General features: G+C 39.0%; 23 protein-coding genes. All 23 read left to right on the top strand.

The annotated features are described in order from the left end of the window. The first annotated feature begins 11 nt into the window (after positions 1-11). The 23 genes from prsW to C7B89_RS07840 all read left to right on the top strand — a co-directional run bounded on the left by prsW (position 12) and on the right by C7B89_RS07840 (position 21,109). A complete protein-coding gene (prsW, locus tag C7B89_RS07950) occupies positions 12-686 on the top strand; it encodes a glutamic-type intramembrane protease PrsW (protein ID WP_004232588.1) in 675 nt (224 codons plus the stop codon). A gap of 98 nt (positions 687-784) precedes the next feature. After that, on the top strand, positions 785-1,600 hold the full coding sequence (gene sleB / locus C7B89_RS07945) for a spore cortex-lytic enzyme (RefSeq protein WP_048389795.1): 816 nt from the start codon (positions 785-787) through the stop codon (positions 1,598-1,600). Between the two features lie 15 nt (positions 1,601-1,615). Continuing rightward, positions 1,616-2,899 (top strand): PepSY1/2 domain-containing protein, encoded by a 1,284-nt coding sequence (locus C7B89_RS07940; RefSeq protein ID WP_048389800.1) that lies wholly within the window; start codon positions 1,616-1,618, stop codon positions 2,897-2,899. A 114-nt stretch (positions 2,900-3,013) separates the two neighbouring features. Further along, positions 3,014-3,673, top strand: a complete 660-nt coding sequence (locus C7B89_RS07935) for a flagellar brake protein (protein WP_054550705.1) — start codon at positions 3,014-3,016, stop codon at positions 3,671-3,673. Positions 3,674-3,768: 95 nt separating this feature from the next. Further along, positions 3,769-4,443: a (d)CMP kinase gene (cmk, locus tag C7B89_RS07930; RefSeq protein ID WP_004232599.1), complete on the top strand. Its 675-nt coding sequence runs from the start codon at positions 3,769-3,771 to the stop codon at positions 4,441-4,443. 102 nt (positions 4,444-4,545) lie between these two features. After that, a complete protein-coding gene (rpsA, locus tag C7B89_RS07925) occupies positions 4,546-5,682 on the top strand; it encodes a 30S ribosomal protein S1 (protein WP_048389803.1) in 1,137 nt (378 codons plus the stop codon). Positions 5,683-6,006: 324 nt separating this feature from the next. Beyond that, positions 6,007-7,317, top strand: coding sequence for a ribosome biogenesis GTPase Der (der, locus tag C7B89_RS07920; protein ID WP_004232601.1), 1,311 nt, complete (start codon positions 6,007-6,009; stop codon positions 7,315-7,317). 110 nt (positions 7,318-7,427) lie between these two features. Next, the gene (locus tag C7B89_RS07915; RefSeq protein ID WP_016993349.1) at positions 7,428-8,444 is read left to right on the top strand and encodes an NAD(P)H-dependent glycerol-3-phosphate dehydrogenase; all 1,017 of its coding nucleotides are present in this window, start codon (positions 7,428-7,430) and stop codon (positions 8,442-8,444) included. A 219-nt stretch (positions 8,445-8,663) separates the two neighbouring features. Then, positions 8,664-8,876, top strand: a complete 213-nt coding sequence (locus C7B89_RS07910; protein WP_004232605.1) for a DUF2768 domain-containing protein — start codon at positions 8,664-8,666, stop codon at positions 8,874-8,876. Between the two features lie 22 nt (positions 8,877-8,898). Beyond that, complete coding sequence (locus C7B89_RS07905) at positions 8,899-9,681, top strand: hypothetical protein (RefSeq protein ID WP_115673444.1); 783 nt, start codon at positions 8,899-8,901, stop codon at positions 9,679-9,681. A gap of 92 nt (positions 9,682-9,773) precedes the next feature. Further along, on the top strand, positions 9,774-11,252 hold the full coding sequence (gene spoIVA / locus C7B89_RS07900; RefSeq protein WP_048389809.1) for a stage IV sporulation protein A: 1,479 nt from the start codon (positions 9,774-9,776) through the stop codon (positions 11,250-11,252). A gap of 198 nt (positions 11,253-11,450) precedes the next feature. Continuing rightward, positions 11,451-11,723, top strand: coding sequence for an HU family DNA-binding protein (locus tag C7B89_RS07895; RefSeq protein ID WP_004232618.1), 273 nt, complete (start codon positions 11,451-11,453; stop codon positions 11,721-11,723). A gap of 219 nt (positions 11,724-11,942) precedes the next feature. Then, complete coding sequence (gene folE, locus C7B89_RS07890; protein WP_009370809.1) at positions 11,943-12,512, top strand: GTP cyclohydrolase I FolE; 570 nt, start codon at positions 11,943-11,945, stop codon at positions 12,510-12,512. A 62-nt stretch (positions 12,513-12,574) separates the two neighbouring features. Next, positions 12,575-12,793 carry a trp RNA-binding attenuation protein MtrB gene (mtrB, locus tag C7B89_RS07885; RefSeq protein ID WP_004232621.1) on the top strand — a complete coding sequence of 73 codons (219 nt, stop codon included), beginning with the start codon at positions 12,575-12,577 and terminating at the stop codon, positions 12,791-12,793. Positions 12,794-13,056: 263 nt separating this feature from the next. Further along, positions 13,057-13,824: a heptaprenyl diphosphate synthase component 1 gene (locus C7B89_RS07880; RefSeq protein WP_048389813.1), complete on the top strand. Its 768-nt coding sequence runs from the start codon at positions 13,057-13,059 to the stop codon at positions 13,822-13,824. 15 nt (positions 13,825-13,839) lie between these two features. Continuing rightward, complete coding sequence (locus C7B89_RS07875; protein WP_048389815.1) at positions 13,840-14,544, top strand: demethylmenaquinone methyltransferase; 705 nt, start codon at positions 13,840-13,842, stop codon at positions 14,542-14,544. A gap of 19 nt (positions 14,545-14,563) precedes the next feature. Next, positions 14,564-15,538, top strand: coding sequence for a heptaprenyl diphosphate synthase component II (gene hepT / locus C7B89_RS07870; protein WP_054550708.1), 975 nt, complete (start codon positions 14,564-14,566; stop codon positions 15,536-15,538). Positions 15,539-15,624: 86 nt separating this feature from the next. Beyond that, positions 15,625-16,041, top strand: coding sequence for a nucleoside-diphosphate kinase (gene ndk / locus C7B89_RS07865; protein WP_004232627.1), 417 nt, complete (start codon positions 15,625-15,627; stop codon positions 16,039-16,041). 226 nt (positions 16,042-16,267) lie between these two features. Then, complete coding sequence (locus C7B89_RS07860) at positions 16,268-17,416, top strand: thiolase family protein (RefSeq protein WP_054550709.1); 1,149 nt, start codon at positions 16,268-16,270, stop codon at positions 17,414-17,416. 15 nt (positions 17,417-17,431) lie between these two features. Continuing rightward, a complete protein-coding gene (locus C7B89_RS07855; RefSeq protein WP_048389823.1) occupies positions 17,432-18,199 on the top strand; it encodes a 3-hydroxyacyl-CoA dehydrogenase in 768 nt (255 codons plus the stop codon). A gap of 70 nt (positions 18,200-18,269) precedes the next feature. Next, positions 18,270-19,895: a long-chain fatty acid--CoA ligase gene (locus C7B89_RS07850; RefSeq protein ID WP_115673443.1), complete on the top strand. Its 1,626-nt coding sequence runs from the start codon at positions 18,270-18,272 to the stop codon at positions 19,893-19,895. 125 nt (positions 19,896-20,020) lie between these two features. Beyond that, entirely contained in the window at positions 20,021-20,251 is a 231-nt protein-coding gene (locus tag C7B89_RS07845; protein WP_048389827.1) for a hypothetical protein, read from the top strand. A gap of 84 nt (positions 20,252-20,335) precedes the next feature. Further along, entirely contained in the window at positions 20,336-21,109 is a 774-nt protein-coding gene (locus tag C7B89_RS07840; protein WP_048389829.1) for a CheR family methyltransferase, read from the top strand. Positions 21,110-21,167 lie beyond the last annotated feature (58 nt).

Below are 21,167 nucleotides of genomic sequence, written 5' to 3'. Positions count from 1 at the left end.
GAGCCGGCATCATGATCATTTTATTATCTGCTGCCATTGCTCCCGGTCTAGCGCTTTTTAGTTATTTCTATTTGCGCAATCAGATGGCTACGGAGCCAAGAAGAACTTTACTACAAACGTTTTTATACGGCGCATTTTTAACGTTCCCAATCATGTTTTTACAGTATGTATTAACAGAGGAAGGGGTTTTTCGATATCTTTATCTTCAAGACGTACTATTTTCAAGTGTCATTGAAGAATTTTTTAAATGGTTTGTGCTATTAATTGCCATCTATAATCATATAGAATTTGATGACCCTTACGATGGTATATTGTACGGGGCAAGCATTTCACTTGGCTTTGCTACGATTGAAAATGTTCTTTATTTACTTTCATTTGGCTTAGACACGGCATTTATGCGAGCCTTATTACCAGTATCGAGTCATGCTTTGTTCGGTGTCGTAATGGGCTATTATTATGGACGGGCTAAGTTTTCGAAACTTGTTAAGACAAAAGAGATGATTGCTATGGCGCTTTGTGCACCAGTCGTACTTCACATTCTATACAATACAATATTATCATTCAAAGGTCACTGGGTTTATTTAATGATTCCTTTTATGTTGTTTTTATGGTGGTTTGGCTTGCGTAAAGTGAAGCTTGCACATTATCATCTGGTGCAGCATCTTCATATGCAAAAGAAAATATAAAGCGTAGAAATCGTCAAAGATTTCTACGCTTTATTTCATTTTTATCATGTATAAAATACTCCTTTTGTTTCAAGCTATAAAAAAAAGGAGTGATAAAAGTGCGTTTAGTAAGCATACTTTTTGCTTTAATATTAGGAATTAGTATAATTGCGATTCCTCAAAATGATGCGAATGCATTTAGCGATCAGCAAATTACTCGGGGTGCCTATGGAGATGATGTCGTTGAATTGCAAGCGAGGCTACAATACTTAGGTTTTTATAAGAGTAAAATTGATGGCAAATTTGGCTACAACACATACTGGGCTTTACGTAATTTCCAAGAAAATTATGGGTTACCAGTAGACGGAATTGCAGGCGCTAAGACAAAGAAAGCGTTAACGGGCAATTCAGATTATGACGAAAAATGGGTGAAAGCTCAATTAAATGCAGGAAATCAATTTACTTATTATGGTGGGCAGCCACTTGATCAGCAAGTGAAAAAGAATACTAGTGGTGGCAGTAGCAATAGTAGTGGAAGTAGTAATAATAATGGAACACAGACACAAGTTCCTCCCAAATATACAGAGCGTGATTTACAGCTAATGGCGAATGCGGTATATGGAGAGGCAAGGGGAGAACCATATGAAGGACAAGTAGCGGTTGCCGCAGTTATTTTAAATCGTTTGGAAAGCCCAGATTTCCCGAATACTATTTCAGGTATCATTTTCCAACCGTTAGCATTTACGGCCGTTGCAGATGGGCAAATTTGGCTTGAGCCAAATGAGCGAGCGAAAGAAGCGGTTATTGATGCCATGAACGGCTGGGACCCTTCTGAAAATGCATTGTATTATTTCAATCCAAAAACTGCAACGAGCAAATGGATTTGGTCACGTCCACAAATCAAACAAATTGGAGAGCATATTTTCTGTTCATAGAAAGGAGGAACCTAGATGAAAACTTGGCTCGTGGTCTTAACGATTGCCGTTATTGGGTTAGGGGCATACAGCATTGATTTACATGGAGATAAAGAAGATTTACAACGTACCGTGCTAGCACAATATACAGATAAGTTAACGGATGCATCTGAAAAACTTTCCCATCTTCAACGCTCAGTATCACAATCCCTGTTGTTTCAAGACGAGCAGGCGATTCACAATGAACTAGATTCGGTTTGGCGTTTAAGCTCAGAAGTTCGTTCTTCAATTGCGAATATTCCAATAGGACAAGAACTATCAAGTGAATGGATGAACTATCTAGGGCGACTTGGCGATGAAGCAAAAAGGACAGCGAAAACAGGGGATTATGAAGCTTGGCGTGAAAAAATGCCCCAGGTTTCAACGAATTTACAATCTCTTTCCGATGAATGGACAGCTGCAACCGTCGATTTCTATAAGCATGATGGGAAAATGGATGTTTGGCTACAGCAAGTAGATAATAAAAATCCAAATAGCCAATTTGATACTGTAAAAGATACATTAAAGGGCTACGGCGAAAAGGATTTCCCGTTAACTTTATCTGAATCTGATTGGCAGAAAAAAATTGAGTTAAAGGCATTACAGGATGCAGTTATTACCGAAAAAGAAGCACTAGAAAAAGTGAAATACTTATTTCCAGTCATTAAAGATGCCACATTTACAGTTACAAAAAGTAGTGATACAGCACCATATCCTTTTTATCATATCCAATTCCACCAAGGGATTCGATTAGGCTATGTTGATTTAACAGAAAAGGGTGGACATTTATTATCCTATTTAGTAGAACGTCCTGTGGATGAAGCCAAGTTATCACAAGAGGAAATCATGAAAAAAGCGCAGGAATATGTGAAGAAATTAGGCATGAAAGATGTAGCCTATGTGGAATCACGAGAAAATCATCAAGCTTGGCATGTGACATTTGCTCGTGTCCATCCTGGAGATAATGCGTTAATCTACGCTGATGGTGTTCAATTGAAAGTGGCGAAAGATACAGGTGAGCTGTTAGGTGCAAATGCAATGGAATATATTCAAGAAGAAAATATTAAAAAGCAAACAGCTAAGCCGATTGATTGGAAAACGTTCTTCCAAGACGATATCCAAGTACAAGAGGTAAAAAATATCTACACAGATAATGGACAATTTGAGCAACGTCTTTGCTATGAGGTCATTGCATTGCGTGATGGTAATACGCAGGAAACATTTAGAATTGTTATTGATGCGGAAAACCATAATGTATTAAAAGTGGAATATCTAACTTAATCAATGATGCTTCCGCTCTGTATCAACTTGACATGAAAATACTACCAATTTTTATAGCCAAAATAAGCTTCTCATGAGATAATTAAACTATATTTTTCGCACGGGGAGATGCTCATGGAAATAAAAATTGGTACACAATTACAACTTGAACCAACTTATACAGAGCGTTTGGAGAAATTCCGCTGTAAAGTTGTAGAGCAAAAAGATAATATTCTATATATTGATTATCCGGTTAATATGGCAACAAAGAAAACGGCATTTTTAATAGATGGCTCAGAATTTAGAGCAACTTTTCGTACCGAGGATAAACAATCCTTTGCCTTTAATACAGAGGTAGTTGGCCGTAAAGCAGGTAATATCCCAATGATTATGTTGCATTGTCCAACACCAGAGGAGTTTATAAAAATTCAGCGACGAGAATACGTTCGTGTGGAGACACAAGTAGACGTTGCTATTCAGTTGAAAGATTATAAATATCAGCTTGTGACTGTGGATATTAGTGCAGGAGGCCTAGCAGTCATGTTGAAAGGTCAAGTAGCTTTCACTGAGGGTGATGAAGTAAAACTAACCATTGTATTGCCATTTGCTAATGGAGATGTCAAGTATGTCATTACGGAAGCGCTGATCGTACGTATTTTTGAAAAAGAGGATAAACGCATTGCAACAATCCAACTAACAGATACAGATGATGTCGATCAACAGCATATTGTCCGTTTTTGCTTTGAACGTCAATTAGTCAATCGTCGTAAAGAAATGAACCCTTTTAATGTTTAATATCCTTTATGAATATTTTGATGAAGCCCTCTCCTAGTAGAGGGCTTTTTTGAGGTTATATGATACAATAAGAGGTGCAGAAAGTAGGGAAGAATATGAAGAAAAACATTCAAATTGCGATAGACGGGCCTGCTGGTGCTGGCAAAAGTACAATCGCAAAAATTGTTGCTGAAGCACTTGGCTTTACTTACATTGACACAGGGGCAATGTATCGAGCAGTTACGTATAAAGCGATGCAACAAAACATACATTTAGATGATGAAGCAAAATTAGCAGAGATGCTTGAAGTAAGCACAATTGAATTAAAACCATCACCTCAGGGACAGCTTGTTTTTTTAGATGGTCACAATGTGTCAGCGGAAATACGCTCTAATGAGGTCACTTCATCAGTCTCACAAGTAGCTGCCCATGCGAAGGTTCGTGAGCTATTAGTTGCTCAACAGCAAAAACTTGCAGCTAATGGCGGTGTTGTCATGGATGGCCGCGATATTGCTACACATGTCTTAAAGGATGCAGAACTAAAGATTTTCATGTCTGCAACAGTAGAGGAGCGTGCTAGACGACGCTTGATTGATAATCAAAAAAGAGGAATTGACTCCTCTCTTGAAAAACTTCAGGAAGAAATTGCGCTACGTGATAAAAAGGATAGTGAGCGTGAAGCATCGCCACTGATTCAAGCTGAAGATGCGATTTTTTTAGATACAACAGCATTGTCCATTGATGATGCAGCACAAGCTATTTTAAAATTAGCAGAAGAAAAAATGCTATAAATCCTAAAATTTCAGACATTTTTTGAATTTAAAGGATTTATTTTTGTCTTTGTCTTCAATATCGAATAAAATAGTAAGGGAAGATGCGAAGGAGGGTTACATATGTCTGAAGAAATGAACTATGCAGAACAAACGTTTAACGAGGGTGATATCGTCAAAGGCATTGCCGCGCAAGTTGATGAAAAGGCAGTATCTGTATCAATTCCAGGTGCTCCGTTTGATGGTATTGTACCGATTAGTGAATTATCAAGCTTACACATTGAGAAAGCGTCTGATGTCATCTCAGTTGGAGATGAATTAGAATTGATGATTACAAAGGTTGAAGAAGAAAACTTTGTCCTATCAAAACGTAAAGTGGATGCTCTAAAAGCATGGGATACACTGGAGCAGCAATTTGCCGCTGAGGAAATCTTTGAAGCGGAAGTAAAGGATATTGTTAAAGGTGGTCTTGTCGTAGATTTAGGTGTACGTGGCTTTGTACCAGCATCGCTTGTAGAGGACTATTTTGTTGATGATTTTGAAGGCTATAAAGGGCAAACATTAAGCTTTAAAATTGTTGAGCTTGATAAGGATAAGAATCGCCTTATTTTATCTCACCGAGCAGTGGTTGAAGCAGAGAAAGCTTCACAAAAGAAAAATGTGATTAATCAAATAAAAGCTGGCGATGTATTGGATGGTAAAGTACAGCGTCTCGCGTCATTTGGTGCATTTATCGACCTAGGTGGTATTGATGGTCTTGTACACATCTCGCAAGTATCACATGAGCATGTGAGTGATGTGAGTGAGGTTTTAGCTGAAGGACAAGATGTAAAAGTAAAAGTTCTATCAGTGGACCCAGAAAATGAACGTATTTCTTTATCTATTAAGGAAACAATTCCTGGACCATGGTCTAATATTGAAGAACGTGCCGCTAAAGGCACTATTTTAGACGGTAGAGTGAAGCGACTTACTTCATTTGGCGCATTTGTGGAAGTATTCCCAGGCGTTGAAGGTTTAGTGCATATATCGCAAATTGCGCATAAGCACATTAACACACCTCATGAAGCACTAAAAGAGGGACAAGAAGTACAGGTAAAGGTTCTTGATGTCAACGCTGACGAAGGCCGTCTAGCCCTTAGTATTAAAGAATTATTAGAAAATCCTGAAGCAGAAGAAGTAATCGACTATGAATTACCTGAAGAGAATACAGGCTTCTCATTCGGTGATGTGATTGGCGATAAACTAAAAAACTTTAAATAATGTATAAAGCGAGGATGCATAAATGTATCCTCGCTATTTTTATGGTTGATAGGATTTTGAAAGTGAAGAATAGCGATTGAAGAGTGGATAAAATCTTTGAATTGAAGGATAAAACTCTAAAAGTAGCGGATAAGATTCTCAAAATAAAGGATAGCAATTAAAAAAGGCGATAGAACCTTTATAACATCTGATAGAGCGCTTAAAAAAATGAGGTAACACCTTTTATCACCATACATAGCGTTCTACATTATGGATATGATATGATATAATGGCATTTTTCGTGTATAATAGCGAAAGACAAGAAGTTGGAAGGATGAAGTACAGATGACGAAACCAGTAGTAGCCATCGTAGGTCGTCCGAACGTAGGTAAGTCGACGATTTTTAATCGTATCGTTGGAGAACGTGTTTCGATTGTGGAGGATATCCCAGGCGTAACACGTGACCGTATTTATAGTTCGGCAGAGTGGTTAACACACGATTTTAATATTATTGATACAGGTGGCATTGAAATTGGAGACGAGCCGTTTTTAGAACAAATTCGTCAACAAGCTGAAATCGCTATTGATGAAGCAGACGTTATTATTTTCATGACAAATGGTCGTGAAGGGGTAACGGCAGCAGATGAGCAAGTTGCTAAAATTCTATACAAAACAAAAAAACCAGTCGTATTAGCGGTCAATAAAATTGATAATCCTGATATGCGTGAAATGATTTATGATTTTTATGCACTTGGCTTCGGTGAACCTTGGCCTATTTCAGGTTCCCACGGTTTAGGTTTAGGGGATTTATTGGACGAATGTGCGAAACATTTCCCGAAAGAAGATGAAGAACAATACGGTGATGATGTCATTAAATTCTCTTTAATTGGTCGCCCGAATGTTGGGAAATCCTCTTTAGTGAATGCTTTCCTAGGGCAGGAACGTGTTATTGTTAGTAATATTGCAGGGACAACACGTGATGCGATTGATACGCCTTATGCATATGATGGACAGGAATATGTCATTATTGATACGGCGGGTATGCGTAAAAAAGGAAAGATCTATGAAACAACCGAGAAATATTCTGTGTTACGTGCGCTACGTGCTATTGAACGCTCAGACGTTGTTTTAGTAGTGCTGAATGCAGAAGAAGGTATTCAGGAGCAAGATAAAAAAATCGCTGGCTATGCACATGAGGCTGGAAAAGCTGTGATCATTGTTGTGAATAAATGGGATGCCATTGAAAAAGATGAAAAAACAATGAATGTCTTTACACAGCAAATTCGTGAGCATTTCCTATTTTTAGATTATGCCCCAATTATTTTTGTATCGGCGAATACAAAACAGCGTGTGCATCAAATTTTACCGATTATCCAACGTGTCAGCGAGAATCATGCGATGCGTATTCAGTCCTCTATTTTAAATGAAGTGATTGAGGACTCAGTGGCTCGTAATCCAGCACCGACAGATAAAGGTCGTCGTTTACGTATTTACTATGCTACTCAGGTAGCGATTAAGCCACCAACATTCGTTATTTTTGTGAATGAACCTGAGCTTATGCATTTCTCATATGAACGCTTCTTAGAAAATCGCATCCGCGAAACATTTGACTTTGAAGGGACGCCAATTCGTTTAATTACACGTGCGCGTGCTTAAGGCAATAGCTATAGACATACAATACGCCAACCCGACATTATTGTTGGGTGGCGTCTTTTTACAAGAAAGAACTTACTTAATAGACAACCCAACAAAGGGAGGATTTTGTTATGGAAAAAGTTTGTGTGTTAGGGGCAGGCTCATGGGGTACTGCACTGGCAATGGTACTAGCGGAAAATGGACATGATACGCTTGTATGGACACATAGAGCTGAGCAGGCAGAAGAAATCAATCAACTGCATACGAATAAAAAATATTTACCAGAAACCATTCTACCTGTAAATTTACATGCGACGAGTGATATGGCACAGGTAGCTACTCATGCAGAAACCATTGTTGTGGCTGTTCCAACAAAAGCGATTCGTGAAGTATGCGAGAAACTAACGGCTGAATTAACAAAAAAAGTGTTGTTTGTCCATGTTTCGAAAGGAATTGAGCCTGACTCATTAAAACGAATATCTGAGATTTTAGCAGAAAGCTTACCAGCAATGTATGTGGAAGAAATTGTTGTTCTTTCTGGGCCAAGTCATGCAGAAGAAGTGGTACTGCATCATCCTACAACGGTTACTGCAGCTTGTGCTAATATTGATGCTGCTGAAAAGGTACAGGATTTATTTATGAATCAGTTCTTCCGCGTCTATACAAATGAGGATATCATTGGTGTAGAAATAGGAGGAGCTTTGAAAAACGTTATCGCTTTAGCGGCAGGTATTACTGATGGCTTAAATTATGGAGACAATGCAAAAGCGGCACTTATTACGCGAGGTCTTGCAGAAATTTCACGGTTAGGTGTAAAAATGGGTGGTAATCCATTTACGTTCTCAGGGCTTACAGGTATGGGGGACTTAATTGTAACCTGTACAAGTGTCCACTCGCGAAACTGGCGTGCAGGTAATATGTTAGGGCAAGGTATGAAGCTACAAGAAGTGCTGGATCAAATGGGCATGGTCGTAGAAGGTGTCCGTACCACGAAGGCAGCCTATCAATTAGCAGAGAAATATGATGTCGCCATGCCGATTTCCACAGAGCTCTATAGTGTGCTATTTAATGATGTTGAACCGAAAGTGGCAGTAGATGCCTTAATGATGCGTATGAAAAAACGAGAAATAGACGATATGAAGCATTAATATTAATTTTTTGATTAGACTTGTCATTAAATGGACATAAATAAGGTGTCTCAACCAATCTGTTGAGACGCCTTATTGTGTGCCACTAGTTGAATAGAAATACAAGCTAAAAGAGTTGTCCATTTCTTGATAGTTATGGGACAACTATTTCTTTTTAGCAAAAGCACATAGTATAATATACTTTGTGTCTTGACATTCAAAGAAAGGTGGTTTTTTGAAATGGGCCCGTTAGCTCATATGCCTGCGCTTGATGTAATGTGGGTGTCGTTTTATTGCATCGCATTTATGATTATATCAGTCGGCTTAATTTATTTAGCACGAAATAAGATTTCAAATGTATTTTTACGAACAGTCGTAAATTTATGTGCATACATACTGTTTGGACTTGGCACATTTTTAATGGTACTTGTAGTTGCCACTTGGCCAGCATAAATAATAATGAGGTGTCAGTAACATGAAAAAACTAAGTGCTTTGCTGTTGGTATTTGCAACCGCCATACTGTTAGTAGGATGTGCGTACCCAGAAGAAGAAAAAAGGGCTAAGGTCACGCCTGATGTCGATCAACTAGCGGCAGTTCAACGTGCTGTGGATGAATACCGTGAAGCAACAGGTGGACTAGTACCAATTAAAAATAGCGAGCTAGATACGGATATCTATATCAAATATTTAATCGATTTTGAAAAACTTATGCCGAAGTATTTGACGACAATTCCTGGAAATGCCTATGAAAAAGGTGGTATATATCAGTATATCATTTGGGACCCTGAAAATGAGGCATCGGTCAAATTAGTAGATTTAAACGCGGCAGAGCGTATACGTGAAATAGGTATTCGTAAACTATCTACACAGTATTTACCAATAAAAGGGTCAATTTCAGAAAATGTTTATCAGATCAACTATAAAGATTTGGGTTATAAAACAGAGGTAACTGTAAAAAGTCCCTATTCTGGCGTCGAGTTACCGCTTTTCATGACTGGTGATGGTGAATTACATGTAGACTATGCTGTGGATTTAGGCCAGCTTTTAAAAGAGGATAAGCCGAATGTAAAGCCAGGTGATGATATTCGCCAACTGCTTGTCGACAAATTTCCAGTGGTGCCTGCCTATTCTATTCCATATACAGTGGACGAGAATGGAGAGCCTATCTATGATATGAAAACGTATAATGCGGATGTCAAAAAAGCGAAAGAATTACAAAAACAAGAGGCAGAAGCCGCCGAGAAAAAAGAGAAATAGCAAACAAGCTCCTTACATTTGTGAGGGGCTTTTTCATATTTGTCTACAGGCTCGCATATAGTGAAAAAGCGTAGATAAAGGAGGCAGAAACCTTGAGTGAAGCAGTATTTAGAGAAATTGCAGAGCGCACAAATGGCGATGTTTATATTGGTGTTGTCGGTCCAGTACGTGTAGGTAAATCAACATTTGTAAAAAAGGTAATGGAATCAGTCGTGTTACCAAACATTGTGGATGAAACGGAAAGAATGCGAGCACAAGATGAGTTGCCACAAAGTTCTCCGGGGCCAGTCATTATGACTGCTGAGCCGAAGTTTGTGCCTGCCCAAGCAACCCGTATTGTGGTCGGTGAAGATGAAATGCCATTCCAAATTCGATTAGCAGATTGTGTTGGTTATATTATCGATGGGACAAAAGGCTATGAGGATGAAAATGGACCAAAATTTGTTCATACGCCTTGGCATACGGAGCCAATTCCATTTCAGGAAGCCGCTAAAATTGGCACAGATAAGGTGATTCGCGATCATGCGAATATTGGTATTGTCGTAACGACTGATGGTACAGTGAACGGAATCAGTCGACGAGCAGCAGAGAAGGCAGAAGAGGAAATTGTAGAGCAATTAAAAGACATCGGCAAACCATTTGTCATCTTACTCAATTGCCAAATGCCTGCGAGAGAAGAAACGGTTCAGCTTCGCAATGAATTGTTTGAACGTTACAATGTCCCTGTTATTGCGATGTCCATTGATCAAATGAGAGAAACGGATATTCAATATATTTTACAAGAGGCGTTATTTGAATTCCCAATTCGTACCATTGAGGTGGAAAAACCAGACTGGCTGGATGTATTAGATGCTACACATCCATTAAATGTTGCATTGATTGATTCGATGGAGGAAGTCCTTTCTTCTGTTATGAAAATTCGAGATGTGCAACAGGCGTCAGATGCCTTTAAAGCCATTGACTTTATTGACCAAAGTGAAGTTGTTCATGTAGATGCAGGTGTAGGAACAGCTGTAATTCGGGTATCCCTACAGGGTGAATTGTATAAATCAGTTTGTAATGAATGGCTAGAAGAACCAATTGAAACGAAAAAAGATTGGTTACTCTTTATCAAAGAGGCGGCAGAGGCAAAAGAGGCCCAAAAACGCTTTAAAAGTGCTATTCACGATGCTGATACGACAGGCTATGGCGTGACATTGCCAATGATGCAGGAATTTGAGCCAACAGCCCCAGAGCTCATTAAACAGAATAATTTCTTCGGCGTACGAATGAAGGCAAAAGCGCCATCCTATCATATTATCCGAGTTGATATGGAGTCAGAATTTGCACCGTTAATTGGCTCAGAGTTCCATAGTCAGCAACTTCTAAAAGATTTAAATCATGCTTATTTACATGATCGTGATGCCTTATGGAATACACAATTATTTGGCACACCATTGCATGAAGTATTAAAAGAGGGAATTCGTTATAAAATGGATGCAGTTCCATCTACTGCCAAAAAACGTATGCGTCAGACGATTGAACGTATGGTTAACGAAGGAGATCGTGGTTTAGTAACATTTATTTTATAGTGATAAAATTCAGAAAAAATGCAAAAAATATACGCAGGGCTTTTCGTTTTTATGCGAAAAGTCCTTTTATTTTTGTTTTTTGGGTGAAAAACTGATTTTTTGGTTATAATCATGTATGAATACAGTTGCGTAGCGGTTTTCTATGTGTTACTCTTTTTACAGAATTGGTTCATGACCCTTTGAGAGGAGGTGAATGGTGTGAATAAAACAGAATTAGTAAACTCTGTTGCTGAAGCTGCAGGTCTTTCTAAAAAAGACGCTTCTAAAGCAGTTGAAGCTGTATTTGATACAATTCAAGATGCTCTTGCAAAGGGTGACAAAGTACAATTAATTGGTTTTGGTAACTTTGAAGTACGTGAACGTGCGGCTCGTAAAGGTCGTAACCCACAAACTGGTAAAGAAATCGAAATCGCTGCTAGCAAGGTGCCTGCTTTCAAACCAGGTAAAGCGCTTAAAGACGCGGTAAAATAATACACGTCTAGTAGTTACATAGAGCAGTCTTCATGTTAACGAACATGAAGGCTGCTCTTTTTAACTTCAAATTTGAATTTTACATAATAATATACAGTGATTTTCTTATCTAGAAGCGAATTTCTGATGAATCAGGTAAGTCATTTTGCGCTTACCTTTTGGATGTGCTACGATGCATAGGGAAATGTGTAATGTTTTGATATGCAGGAGGTTTTTTTGATGTCGAATATTGATTTATTAAAAATAGAAGAAGCGGTAAAAATGATTTTAGAAGCGGTAGGTGAAGATGTAAATCGTGAAGGTTTATTGGATACGCCGAAGCGTGTAGCAAAAATGTATGCCGAAATGTTCAGCGGCTTGCATGAGGATGCTAAAGATTATTTTAAAACGGTATTTCATGAGGATCATGAAGAACTAGTGCTTGTCAAAGATATACCTTTTTATTCGATGTGTGAGCATCATCTAGTACCTTTCTATGGCAAAGCACATGTTGCATACATACCAAATGACGGCGTTGTTGCTGGACTGAGTAAGTTAGGACGTGCAGTGGAGACGATTGCCCGCAGACCACAACTACAAGAGCGTATTACCTCTTCAGTAGCGGACACAATTATGGAGATGCTTTCGCCAAAAGGTGTTTATGTTGTGATCGAGGCTGAGCATATGTGTATGACAATGCGTGGATTAAAAAAACCTGGTTCTAAAACGGTGACATCTGTTGCACGCGGTATATATGAGGAAGATGAAGTGAAACGTAGAGAAGTACTATCATTTATTCAAATGTCTTAAATTGCGTGTCTAATTATGTTATGATGAACTAAGAATTTGTCGGATTTAAGGAGTGTACAAAGATGTCACAAGATTATATTGTTATTCAAGCAGAAGAAGATGGTGTACATGTCATTGGATTAACACGTGGAACTGATACGAAATTCCATCATTCAGAGAAATTAGATGCCGGCGAAGTAATGATTGCTCAATTTACAGAACACACGTCTGCCATGAAAATACGCGGTAAAGCGCAAATTCATACAGCACATGGCGTGATCAATAGCGAAGCGAAAAAATAAGAAATTTTGTTTCTGACGATAGGTTTTAATGCTGTTCAACGTTCTACAGCACATATAAAAACACTAGATGTGAAAAACTTAGTATAAGGTCTATGGGCAGTTAGCATTCCAACATTCAATTATGGGAGAGCTTTACTGCCTGTGCTATGAAGAAAGCAAATTTTTTTTATTCCGCATCGTTGCGTATGCTATAATGACTCAGTAAGCAAGCGTTTGGCCTTGTATAGGGCTAACGTATCTGAAAGTGAAATGGAGTAAGGTCTATGAATGCAACATACATTCAAAATTCAATTGCACAGTTAAAAACAGAGATTTTCATGGATGTTCGTCATAGAACTTTGCAAAAATACACAGGTGTACCTGTGCTAGATGAAAATCAACTGTTTTATTTGTTAATCCCGTTTTTGAATGGTGAAGAGTGGCAACAAGAGCAACAAGAGGCTGCAATTACTGTTGGCATAGTGTACGCAGCATTAGCGGCTCACGATCATATAAAAGAATTAGATGCAACATCAAAAGAACAGCAGCTTACCGTATTAGCTGGGGATTTTTATAGTGGTCGTTATTATGAAATATTAGCAATGTCAGGGAATGTTGCATTGATTCGAAACTTGTCACAAGGTATTGTGGCACGATGTGAAAATCAAATTAAGGTTTATGAAAATAAACAACGAACAATGGAACAGTGGTATACATCGATGAGTACGATAGAATCTGGGTTAATTGCTCAATTTTTTGATCTTTATTCTTTCAGTGAATATATACCACTTATAGAAAAAAGCTTATTAATCTTGCGTTTAGAAAAAGAATGGACAGCTTATCAACGTGGGCAAATGTCTTTAATGGGTAAGGCACTAGAAGAAAGTGTCAGACGTAATGGCGCAACCTTTAATAGCGTCATCCAAGGGAAAATTGTGCATTTAAAAACAGAGCTATCACAGATCATTAATCAGGCATCCTTTTTACAAAGTGATATCAAACAAGCTTTACATGCACATGTAGAGGCATCCATTGCTTCTACTAACGGATAAGAGAGGTTTTTCAAAATGGCTAAAACGAAAGAAGAACACGTTCACGAAGTATTTGAAAGTATTTCGGAAAACTACGATAAAATGAATGGTGTAATTAGTTTCCAGATGCATGTTGGCTGGCGTAACGATACGATGAAGCACATGGCTGTAAAACCTGGATCAAAAGCACTTGATGTATGCTGTGGCACCGCAGACTGGACAATCGCATTGGCAGAGGCTGTTGGTGAAAGTGGAGAAGTAAAAGGGCTTGACTTTAGTCAAAACATGCTGAAAGTTGGCGAAAAAAAGGTAGAGCCATACCCACAAATTGAACTCATTCATGGAAATGCGATGGAGTTGCCTTTTCCTGATGATACGTTTGATTATGTGACAATCGGCTTTGGTCTTCGCAATGTACCTGATTATTTACAAGTTTTGAAGGAAATGCATCGTGTTGTTAAACCAGGTGGAATGGTGGTTTGTTTAGAAACATCTCAATCTGAGATCCCTGGTTATCGTCAGCTGTTCCGTTTTTATTTTAAATTTATAATGCCGATATTTGGTAAAATATTTGCGAAAAGCTATAAGGAGTATTCTTGGCTTCAGGAATCTGCGAATGATTTCCCAGGTATGAAAAGGTTAGCGGCATTGTTTGAGCAGGCAGGATTAGAAAAAGTAACGTACAAAGCATACAGTGGCGGGGCTGCGGCAATGCATATGGGCTTTAAAAAGATACGTTAATGGGGGAAGGTTTTCACACGTGGAAAAGATGAAGTTAAAACTACTCTATTCCGATTTGAAATCAGATATCGAAATCATTGAACAAGAGTTAGAAAAAGCGGTGGACTCATCTTCATATTTGATCAACGATGCTTCTCTCCATTTATTACAAGCTGGTGGCAAACGGATAAGACCAATTTTTGTGTTACTAGGCGCAAAATTTGGTGATTATGACATTGAGAAGATGAAGGATGTAGCAGTGCCTTTAGAACTCATTCATATGGCATCGCTTGTACATGATGATGTCATTGACGACTCCAATATGCGAAGAGGACGCCCGACTGTCAAATCACAGTGGAATAACAGGGTAGCAATGTACACAGGCGATTTTATTTTCGCACGTGCGCTGGAATATATAACAAAGTTAGAAGACCCACTTGTTCATCAAATTTTAGCCCGTACGATGGTGGAGATTTGTAACGGTGAAGTCATTCAAATTGAAGATAAATTTAGATTAGATCAAGGTTTAAAAGATTATTTTAGAAGAATCAAACGCAAAACAGCATTACTTATTTCCTCAAGCTGTGAGCTAGGAGCTGTGGCAGCGGGGGTTGATGCTAAAACAGTTCGGCATTTAAAGCGCTTCGGCTACTTTGTAGGCATGAGCTTCCAAATTATCGATGATGTTTTAGATATTATGGCAACCGATAAAGAACTAGGGAAGCCAGCAGGTAGTGACTTACTACAGGGCAATATTACTTTACCGATTTTATTGTTGAAAGATGATCCGGAGATGCAACCATACTTAGTTAAAGTGTTTGCAGGCACGTTAACAGAATCGGAACGTCAAAATATGTTGCAATATGTGCGTAAATCTCATGCGATTGAGCAAGCTAATCGTATGAGTGATAAATATTTGAAAAAAGCCTTACAAGAAATTGATGCTTTACCAAAACATCCCGTAAAGAAAAAATTACGTGATGTAGCATTGTTCATGGGTAAGCGCAAATTCTAGCTTTTTGTTGTACAAAAGCTCATTTTTTGTTAATATTTATCGGTAGGTGTAAAACCTGTTAGACGAATTTAAGGAGTGTTTTAAACATGGCAATTGAACAAACTTTTTTAATGGTTAAGCCTGACGGCGTTGAACGTCAAGTAATTGGAGACATCGTTGATCGTTTCGAACGTCGCGGTTTTGTAATGAAAGGTGCTAAATTAATGGTAATTCCTAAAGAATTAGCAGAAAAGCACTATGCTGAGCATGCTGAGCGTCCATTCTTTGGTGAATTAGTTGATTTCATCACTTCTGGTCCTGTATTCGCTATGGTATGGGAAGGCGAGAACGTAATCAAGCTTGCACGTACAATGATGGGTGCAACGAAACCTGAAGAATCTAACCCAGGTACAATCCGTGGTGACTACGCAACAACTGTTTCTCACAACATCATCCACGGTTCTGACTCTCTTGCTTCTGCAGAGCGCGAAATCGGCTTATTCTTCGGTGAAGATTTAGTTTAATTTCGAATAGATCAAGCAATCTCAATTTTTTGAGATTGCTTTTTTATTGCGCAAAAAAGGGGAGGGATCATTCCGACGAATAATCTCTTACTAGAAACATATAGAATTGTTAAAAACTTCTTAGTCATGTACAATAAATAATGTAATATTCTGATAATTAAGTGAGGAATAGTTGAGTAGACTCGTCAATAAACTAAGAGGATGACGAGGAAAAGGGGTTATGGACATGAGAGAAGTGGTGATTGTAGCAGCTGTGAGAACTGCTATAGGAAGAAGTAAGGGCGCATTAAGTCAAGTTCGAGCAGATGATTTAGCAGCTGATGTATTACAGGAGGTTGTAAAGCGTGCAGGCATTGGTAAGGAACAAGTAGACGATGTCATTTTGGGGTGTGTGACGCAAACAGCAGAACAAGGGGCAAATATTGCGAGGACCTCTTTATTAATGGCTGGATTCCCAGATAGTGTGCCAGGTGTAACCATTGATCGTCAGTGTGGTTCAAGCCAACAAGCCGTGCACTTCGCAGCACAGGCAATTTTAGCCGGGGATATGGACATTGTCATTGCTGGTGGGGTAGAAAGTATGTCAAGAGTACCAATGGGCTCAAACATGCAACATGCCCATGCTAGTAACCGCTTACAGGAAAATTATGATATTATCCATCAAGGATTATCAGCAGAGAAAATCGCTTCCCAATGGTCTTTATCGAAAGAACAGCTAAATAGCTATGCTTATCAAAGCCATCAACGGGCGATTTCCGCCATTAGAGCAGGTCATTTCCAAGCTGAAATACTACCCATTCAAGTTCCACAAGAGGATGGCTCAGTGACAACATTTGCCGTAGATGAGGGTCCTCGTGCAGAAACTACCGTTGACATTTTAAATGGATTAAAAACTGTCTTTCAAGAGAATGGCGCGATTACTGCGGGCAATGCGAGCCAAATGAGTGATGGGGCCTCAGCTGTAGTCGTAATGGCATTGGATAAAGCGAGAGAACTAGGCATTCAACCACTCGCTAAAATTGTGACAAGAGTGGTCGTGGGCTCTGATCCGACATTAATGCTGACAGGGCCAATCGAAGCTACTAGAAAAGCATTAGAACGGTCAGGGCTCAACATTGAGGATATCGACACATATGAGGTAAATGAAGCCTTTGCACCTGTGCCGCTCGTATGGCTGCATGAAATAGGAGGAGACCCACAGAAGCTCAATCCTGATGGTGGAGCCATTGCACTGGGACATCCATTAGGGGCAACAGGTACGAAATTGTTAACGACCATGCTCTATCGAATGGAGCGAGAGAATTATCGTTACGGTTTGTTGGCGATTTGTGAGGGAATGGGAATGGCCAATGCCACGATCATTGAAAAAATGTAAAAGGGGATATGTCTGATGAAGGAACATGAAGTGGTGGCAGTCGTAACAGGGGGTGCCTCTGGTTTAGGAGAGGCAACCGTTCGGAAATTAATAGGACAGGGTGGCAAAGCAATTATTTTTGATGTCAATGATGAGCGTGGACAAGCTCTAGTGGAAGAATTAGGTCAAAATGTCCTTTATGCACGAGTAGACGTCACAAAGGAAGAGGAGGTGGCGACTGGCCTTGAGCAGGCTATTGCAGCTTTTGGCAAGATCAATGTTGCAGTGAACTGTGCTGGCATTGCAGATGCGAGTAAAGTTATTTCGAAGCGTGGTATACACGCCCTTGCGTTATTTGAAAAAGTGATTGCTGTTAATTTAGTTGGCACGTTTAATGTCATCCGTCTAGTGGCAGAAAAAATGCAACATAATGAGCCAAATGAGGATGGACAGCGTGGCGTCATTATTAATACCGCGTCTGTGGCTGCATTTGATGGGCAAATCGGACAAGCTGCTTATAGCGCGTCAAAAGGTGGCGTAGCAGCCATGACGTTGCCAATTGCAAGAGAGCTTGCGGAAATCGGTGTCCGAGTGATGACCATAGCGCCAGGATTAATTGAAACACCAATGTTTGCTTCGTTACCTGAGCCTGCACGAACAGCTCTTGCTCAAATGACACCATTCCCTAAACGACTTGGTAAACCTTCGGAATATGCTCTTTTGGTTGAAAGTATTATCCACAATGGCTTGTTAAATGGAGAGGTCATTCGACTAGATGGTGCCATTCGCATGCAACCGAGGTAACGGCAAAATCTAGTTCAAATAGTTTTTGTTTTGATTGTTTCTAAAATCGTAGATGAAGGGAAGCGGTATCATGCATATGATGGATACACCTTTATTATTAACAAGTTTTTTGAATCGTGCAGAACGATTTTTTCACTCAAAGAAAATCTATTCTCGAACAAGTGCCACTACTATTCACGAATTTACGTATAAAGAATATGTCAAACGGACTCGCCGATTAGCCGATGCTTTGACGAAACTAGGGATGGATCGAGGAATGAAGGTGGGCACATTTGCTTGGAATCACCATCGCCATTTGGAAGCCTATTTTGCTGTACCATGTGCAGGAGCAGTATTGCATATGATTAATATTCGATTATCCCCTGAGCATATTGCCTATGTCATCAATCATGCCGAGGATGAAATATTATTAATAGATGATAATCTGGTGCCACTAATTGCACCTATCGTCTCTCAGCTGAAAACGGTAAAGCATTATATCATTATGGGTGATGCTGTTGCAGTAGAAACTTTACCGATTCCAAATGCTCTTTCCTATGAATCGCTACTTGCGGAGGCAGATGAACATTTCACATTCCCAGAAGATTTAGATGAAAATACACCTGCAGGCATGTGCTATACCAGTGCAACGACGGGCATGCCAAAGGGAGTGGTCTATACACATCGCAGTATTGTACTTCATAGTTTAACAGCTGGTCTTGCTGACAGTATTGCAATTTGTGAGTCGGATGTGGTGTTACCTGTTGTGCCAATGTTCCATGCGAATGCATGGGGATTACCATTTGCCAGTGTCGCATTTGGTTCTACACAGGTCTTACCGGGACCTATGTTTACACCACAGCTATTGCTAGAATTATTTGATGTATATAAAGTTACATTGACAGCAGGTGTACCGACCATATGGCTGGGCGTTCTACAGGAGCAGCGTCAAAACCCTCGTGACCTATCGTCTATGCGATTAATTGTTTGTGGAGGTTCTGCTTCACCAATTGGTCTTGTCCGAGGCTTTGAGCAAGAACTTAATATCCCTTACATGACAGGTTACGGTATGACGGAAACCTCACCTCTTGTAAGCCTATCCACGTATTTAACACATATGCAGGACTATACGGCTGATGAAAAAATGAATGTTCGGATTACACAAGGTATGACGATGCCACTTATTGATACAAGGATTGTCAATGAAAATGGTGAAGTGCCTTGGGATGGCAAAACGATGGGAGAGCTTACGATTAGAGGACCATGGATTGCTAATGAGTATTATCAGGATGAACGAACGGAAGAGGCCTTTAAAGACGGCTGGCTCTATACAGGCGATATTGCTGTGATGACAACAGATGGCTATATAAAAATTACCGACCGTACAAAGGATTTAATTAAGAGTGGTGGCGAATGGATTTCTTCAGTAGAGCTTGAAAATGCATTAATGTCCCATCCAAAGGTCTTTGAGGCAGCTGTTATTGCCATTCCACATGAAAAGTGGTTGGAGCGACCATTAGCTTGTGTCGTAGCAAAGCCAGAGTTTAAGGGTTCGATTACAAAAGAAGAGTTACTAGAGAGTCTACAGCACCAATTCCATAAATCATGGGTTCCTGATGATATTGTCTTCATTGACGAGGTACCAAAAACGTCTGTAGGTAAATTCTTAAAGGCTAAATTACGAGAAGATTTAAAAGCGTACCGCATACAAGTCTAACGATAATGGATAGAATGAGGGTGGTGAAAAACTACCTTCATTTTTTATTGGAATAAATTCCTGAAAAATGAAACTATTTTTTCCATTTTGCCGTATAATCAAAATAACGAAAGGAAGTGAACGGATTGTCAATTGCCATTGTAGCGATAATTGGAGGCGTCATTATTTCTCTAGCTGGAATTTTTACAGACGCTCGTACGAGACAACAAAAAATAAAACTGAAGGCTGTTGAAAAAGAAGTAGAATTAGAAAAGCTTAGGTTAGAAACTTATACGATTGAAACAGAAAAAATGAGACTTGAATTAGAACAGTCGAAAGTATTACTTTTAGAGGAAAAACAAAACGTAAGAAAGTAGATTTGCATACATGAGAAAGACTATTTCAGGATTGGGACTTTTCCGCTATAATGGTAATACGACGCTAGAGGGGAAGATGACCATATGTCTGATTATGAACAGTTTATAGAAGGTATTAAGCGCAAAACAGGAATAGATTTAGCGTTATATAAAGAAGCGCAAATGAAAAGACGATTAACCTCTCTTTATGAGAAAAAGGGCTATCGTAATTTTGTAGACTTTCTAAAGGCACTCGAACAAGATCGTGATTTAATGAATGAATTCTTAGATCGTATGACGATCAATGTTTCTGAATTTTATCGCAATGGAAAGCGCTGGGAAGTATTACAAAAGAAAATATTTCCGAAACTTTTACAAACTAATAAGCGTTTAAAAATTTGGAGTGCGGCTTGTTCGACAGGAGAAGAACCATATTCTTTAGTAATGGTATTATCTCAATTGGTGCCTTTATCTCAAATTCAAATTATTGCCACTGATTTAGATGAGAATGTGATACAAAAGGCGAAGTTAGGTGTCTACCCTGAACGCTCTTTAGCCGAGGTCCCAAGTGATATTAAAGCAAAGTATTTTGAACAAGAAGGCTCCTTCTATCGCGTGAAGGATGAGATTAAGCGTTGTGTAACCTTTAAGAAACATAATTTATTGAATGACTCTTATGACGGCAATTATGATTTAATTGTTTGTCGCAATGTCATGATTTATTTTACAGAAGAAGCGAAAGATCAAATTTATAATAATTTTAGTAAAGCACTGCGCAAGGATGGCGTTTTATTTGTTGGATCGACAGAGCAAATTTTTAATCCAGCACGTTATGAATTTGATGTAGAAGACACGTTCTTCTATCGTAAAAATAATTAATAATATGGATGAAAAGCTTTGTACAAATGACACAATTGTACATAAAGTTGACCAAGCA

The sequence above is a fragment of the Lysinibacillus capsici genome (genome assembly GCF_003367505.1).
Classification (GTDB): domain Bacteria; phylum Bacillota; class Bacilli; order Bacillales_A; family Planococcaceae; genus Lysinibacillus; species Lysinibacillus capsici.
This window is presented reverse-complemented; position numbering and strand designations above follow the sequence as displayed.

Excerpts from the sequence above, each read along its gene's own strand:
- prsW (WP_004232588.1), top strand. The coding sequence starts at position 12 with ATGATCATTTTATTATCTGCTGCCATTGCTCCCGGTCTAGCGCTTTTT.
- C7B89_RS07940 (WP_048389800.1), top strand. The coding sequence starts at position 1,616 with ATGAAAACTTGGCTCGTGGTCTTAACGATTGCCGTTATTGGGTTAGGG.
- C7B89_RS07935 (WP_054550705.1), top strand. The coding sequence starts at position 3,014 with ATGGAAATAAAAATTGGTACACAATTACAACTTGAACCAACTTATACA.
- cmk (WP_004232599.1), top strand. The coding sequence starts at position 3,769 with ATGAAGAAAAACATTCAAATTGCGATAGACGGGCCTGCTGGTGCTGGC.
- rpsA (WP_048389803.1), top strand. The coding sequence starts at position 4,546 with ATGTCTGAAGAAATGAACTATGCAGAACAAACGTTTAACGAGGGTGAT.
- der (WP_004232601.1), top strand. The coding sequence starts at position 6,007 with ATGACGAAACCAGTAGTAGCCATCGTAGGTCGTCCGAACGTAGGTAAG.
- C7B89_RS07915 (WP_016993349.1), top strand. The coding sequence starts at position 7,428 with ATGGAAAAAGTTTGTGTGTTAGGGGCAGGCTCATGGGGTACTGCACTG.
- C7B89_RS07910 (WP_004232605.1), top strand. The coding sequence starts at position 8,664 with ATGGGCCCGTTAGCTCATATGCCTGCGCTTGATGTAATGTGGGTGTCG.
- C7B89_RS07905 (WP_115673444.1), top strand. The coding sequence starts at position 8,899 with ATGAAAAAACTAAGTGCTTTGCTGTTGGTATTTGCAACCGCCATACTG.
- folE (WP_009370809.1), top strand. The coding sequence starts at position 11,943 with ATGTCGAATATTGATTTATTAAAAATAGAAGAAGCGGTAAAAATGATT.
- mtrB (WP_004232621.1), top strand. The coding sequence starts at position 12,575 with ATGTCACAAGATTATATTGTTATTCAAGCAGAAGAAGATGGTGTACAT.
- C7B89_RS07880 (WP_048389813.1), top strand. The coding sequence starts at position 13,057 with ATGAATGCAACATACATTCAAAATTCAATTGCACAGTTAAAAACAGAG.
- C7B89_RS07875 (WP_048389815.1), top strand. The coding sequence starts at position 13,840 with ATGGCTAAAACGAAAGAAGAACACGTTCACGAAGTATTTGAAAGTATT.
- ndk (WP_004232627.1), top strand. The coding sequence starts at position 15,625 with ATGGCAATTGAACAAACTTTTTTAATGGTTAAGCCTGACGGCGTTGAA.
- C7B89_RS07860 (WP_054550709.1), top strand. The coding sequence starts at position 16,268 with ATGAGAGAAGTGGTGATTGTAGCAGCTGTGAGAACTGCTATAGGAAGA.
- C7B89_RS07855 (WP_048389823.1), top strand. The coding sequence starts at position 17,432 with ATGAAGGAACATGAAGTGGTGGCAGTCGTAACAGGGGGTGCCTCTGGT.
- C7B89_RS07850 (WP_115673443.1), top strand. The coding sequence starts at position 18,270 with ATGCATATGATGGATACACCTTTATTATTAACAAGTTTTTTGAATCGT.
- C7B89_RS07840 (WP_048389829.1), top strand. The coding sequence starts at position 20,336 with ATGTCTGATTATGAACAGTTTATAGAAGGTATTAAGCGCAAAACAGGA.